The sequence below is a fragment of the Fusibacter sp. genome (assembly GCF_057447755.1).
In genome coordinates this window covers 1-3,588 of record NZ_JBVBZF010000355.1, presented here as the reverse complement: position 1 = coordinate 3,588, position 3,588 = coordinate 1, and the positions used below count along the sequence as shown (strand labels likewise).

The window sequence follows — 3,588 nt, the reverse complement described above, 5'->3', positions numbered from 1 at the left end:
ATTATAAACTAACGTAGCGAATTGCGGGCACCGCGATGAGCGAAGTGGTTTTGTCCGCAGGACAAAAAGTATCCTTAGTGTTCAGTAGCGAATTACGCACACCGCGATGAGCGAAGTGGTTTCGTTCTTAAACAAAAACATCCTTAACATATGTAGTAAGCATGATTTTTAAGTAAAAAACATATATGTTGAAGATTGAACGATTCAAAGCCGAAGTTACCAATTGCAGCAAACACAAGTAAATATGACGAAAATGAAAAACTCTATTTTAAACAAACCTATAAAATAATGTTGACACACCTTTTAATGTGTGATATTATTCTATAATGCTATAAGTATGTTTAAAATGGAGTTTTTGCGTTTTAAAACTTGTGGTAGAGATGTTAAAAAAGGATTTGTTCCTTTTATGATACAATATTTTTTATTACACAAGGGGTGAAAATTTTAATGCCACAACCTGTAATGCTCGGAAAAACGGAAAGAATGAGTTTCGCTAGAATCAATGAGCTACTTGAGAAACCTAATTTAATTGAGATTCAACGAAAATCTTATGAGTGGTTTCTAGAAGAAGGCTTAAAAGAAGCTTTCAAGGACATTTCTCCAATCGAAGACTATACTGGTAACTTAAGACTTGAGTTTATTGATTATGAACTTGACGAAGAAGCAAAGTATGATGTTGAAGAATGTAAAGAGAGAGATGTTAACTATGCTGCACCATTAAGAGTGCAAGTTCGCTTCATTAATAAGGAAACAGGCGAAATCAAAGAACAAAAAGTTTTCATGGGTGACTTCCCATTGATGACAGAAAAAGGGACCTTTATTATTAATGGTGCCGAGAGAGTTATTGTAAGCCAGTTGGTAAGATCACCAGGACCATATTACGATGTGAAAATCGATAAGGTAGGAACGAAGCTTTATTCAAGTACAATTATTCCTAACCGTGGTGCATGGCTTGAGTACGAAACAGATTCAAATGATATCGTGTCAGTAAGAATCGACCGTACTAGAAAATTACCAGCAACAACCTTGATCAGAGCGCTTGGCTATCAGACAAACACTGAAATTTTAAATCTGTTTGGCGAAGACGAAAAATTAATCAGAACACTTGACAAGGATAGCACTTCTAATTATGAAGAAGGGCTTATTGAGATTTACAAGAAGTTAAGACCAGGTGAACCACCTACAGTTGAAAGTGCAAGTAATTTGATTAATTCTTTATTCTTTGATGATAAAAGATACGATCTTGCAAAAGTTGGACGTTATAAATTCAATAAGAAATTAGGCGTTTCCAACCGTATTGAAGAAAAAGTTGCAGCAGAAAATATCATCAATCCGCAAACAGGAGAAATTCTTGTAGAAAAGGATGAAAAGATCACAATTGAAATGGCAAGCGTAATTGAAAATGCCGGTATCTGTTGTGTTGATGTTTATGGTGATGAAGACAAACTCGTTAGAGTAATTGGTAACCACTTTGTGGATATTACTGCTTTCTTTACAAGCCCTAAGCTTAAAGTTAAAGAAAAAGTATACTACCCTGTATTAAAAGAAATCTTAGACACATATGAAACAGAGCAAGATCGTTTGGTTGCGATCGAAGATCGTATGTCAGAACTTGTTCCTAGACATATCACGCATGCAGATATCATTGCATCATTTAGTTACATCTTGAATTTAAATTCAAGTGTTGGCTTAGTAGATGATATTGACCATTTAGGAAACCGTAGAATTAGATCTGTAGGAGAACTTTTACAAAATCAATTCAGAATCGGTCTTTCAAGAATGGAAAGAGTTGTTCGCGAAAGAATGACAATTCAAGATATGGAAGCAATTACGCCACAGGCACTTATTAACATTAAGCCGGTTGTTTCTGCTATTAAAGAATTCTTCGGAAGCTCACAGCTTTCTCAGTTCATGGATCAAACCAATCCACTGGCTGAACTAACACATAAGAGAAGATTGTCGGCACTTGGACCTGGTGGTCTTTCGAGAGAAAGAGCTGGTTTCGAGGTTCGTGACGTTCATCATTCGCACTACGGTAGAATGTGTCCGATAGAAACGCCTGAGGGACCAAATATCGGTCTTATTGGTTCTTTAAGTACATTTGCACGAATCAATGAATACGGTTTTATCGAATCTCCTTATAGAAAAATCAATAAAAAGACAGGCATCATTTCAGATGATATCATTTATATTACTGCAGACGTCGAAGAAAAATATATCGTTGCACCTGCAAATGAACCTGTTACTGAAGATAATAAATTTGTAGCTTCTAGGATCGTTGCACGTAGAAGATCAGATATCAAGGAATTCCCTGCTGCAGAAGTTGATTTGGTTGAAGTTTCGGCTCAACAAATGGTTTCTGTTGCAACAGCGATGATTCCTTTCCTTGAGAACGACGATGCCAACCGTGCCCTAATGGGTTCCAACATGCAACGTCAGGCAGTTCCGCTCGTTAGAGCAGAAGCGCCTATTATCGGTACTGGTATTGAGCATATCGCAGCAAAAGATTCAGGTGTTGTTATCAAATCTGTTGTTGATGGTGTTGTTGAGTACGTTTCAGCTGATGAAATCATCATCAGAGGAAAAGAAGATAAAAAGAAATACAAGCATAAGTTATTGAAGTTTAAACGTTCAAACCAAGGTACATGTATCAATCAAAAACCTTTAGTTAAAAAAGGTGAAATTGTTAAATTTGATGATATTATTGCCGATGGTCCTTCAACAGATAATGGTGAAATTGCCCTTGGAACAAACCTCCTCATTGGCTTCATGACATGGGAAGGTTACAACTACGAGGATGCGATCGTATTAAGTGAAGAGCTTGTAATGGAAGATAAACTCAGCTCTATTCATATTGAAGAATATGAATCTGAAGCAAGAGATACAAAACTCGGACCTGAAGAAATCACTAGAGACATTCCAAATGTTGGAGAAGACGCACTTAAAAATTTAGATGCTGAGGGTATTATCCGTATTGGTGCGGAAGTAAACTCAGGCGATATATTAGTAGGAAAAGTAACGCCTAAAGGTGAAACTGAACTTACAGCTGAAGAAAGACTTCTTAGAGCGATCTTCGGTGAAAAAGCGAGAGAAGTTAGAGATACTTCATTAAGAGTACCTCATGGCGAATCTGGAATCATCGTTGATGTTAAGAAGTTCGAACGTGAAAATGGTGATGAATTATCTCCAGGCGTTAATAAACTCATCAGAGTTTACATCGCTAAGAAGAGAAAAATCAGCATCGGAGATAAAATGGCGGGTCGTCATGGTAATAAAGGGGTTATCTCGAGAATATTGCCAGTTGAAGATATGCCTTTCCTCGATGATGGTACACCACTTCAAATCATGTTAAACCCACTGGGCGTACCTTCGCGTATGAACATCGGGCAGGTACTTGAGGTGCATTTAGGACTCGCTGCTAAGAAAAATGGTTGGAAAGTTGCAACGCCAGTATTCGATGGTGCAAAAGAGTCTCAAATCATGGATATTCTTGCAAAAGCAGGATACCCTGGTAATGGTAAACTTACTGTTAGAGATGGTCGTTCAGGCGAAAGCTTTGATAACCATGTTACAGTTGGCTATATGTAT

At 37.3% G+C, this 3,588-nt stretch carries 1 protein-coding gene; it reads left to right on the top strand.

Features of this window, described 5'->3' with window-relative positions; genetic code table 11:
* Positions 1-447: 447 nt before the first annotated feature.
* Positions 448-3,588 (top strand): DNA-directed RNA polymerase subunit beta (rpoB, locus tag AC220I_RS20040; protein WP_486725638.1); only part of this gene is annotated, 3,141 nt, incomplete at its 3' end.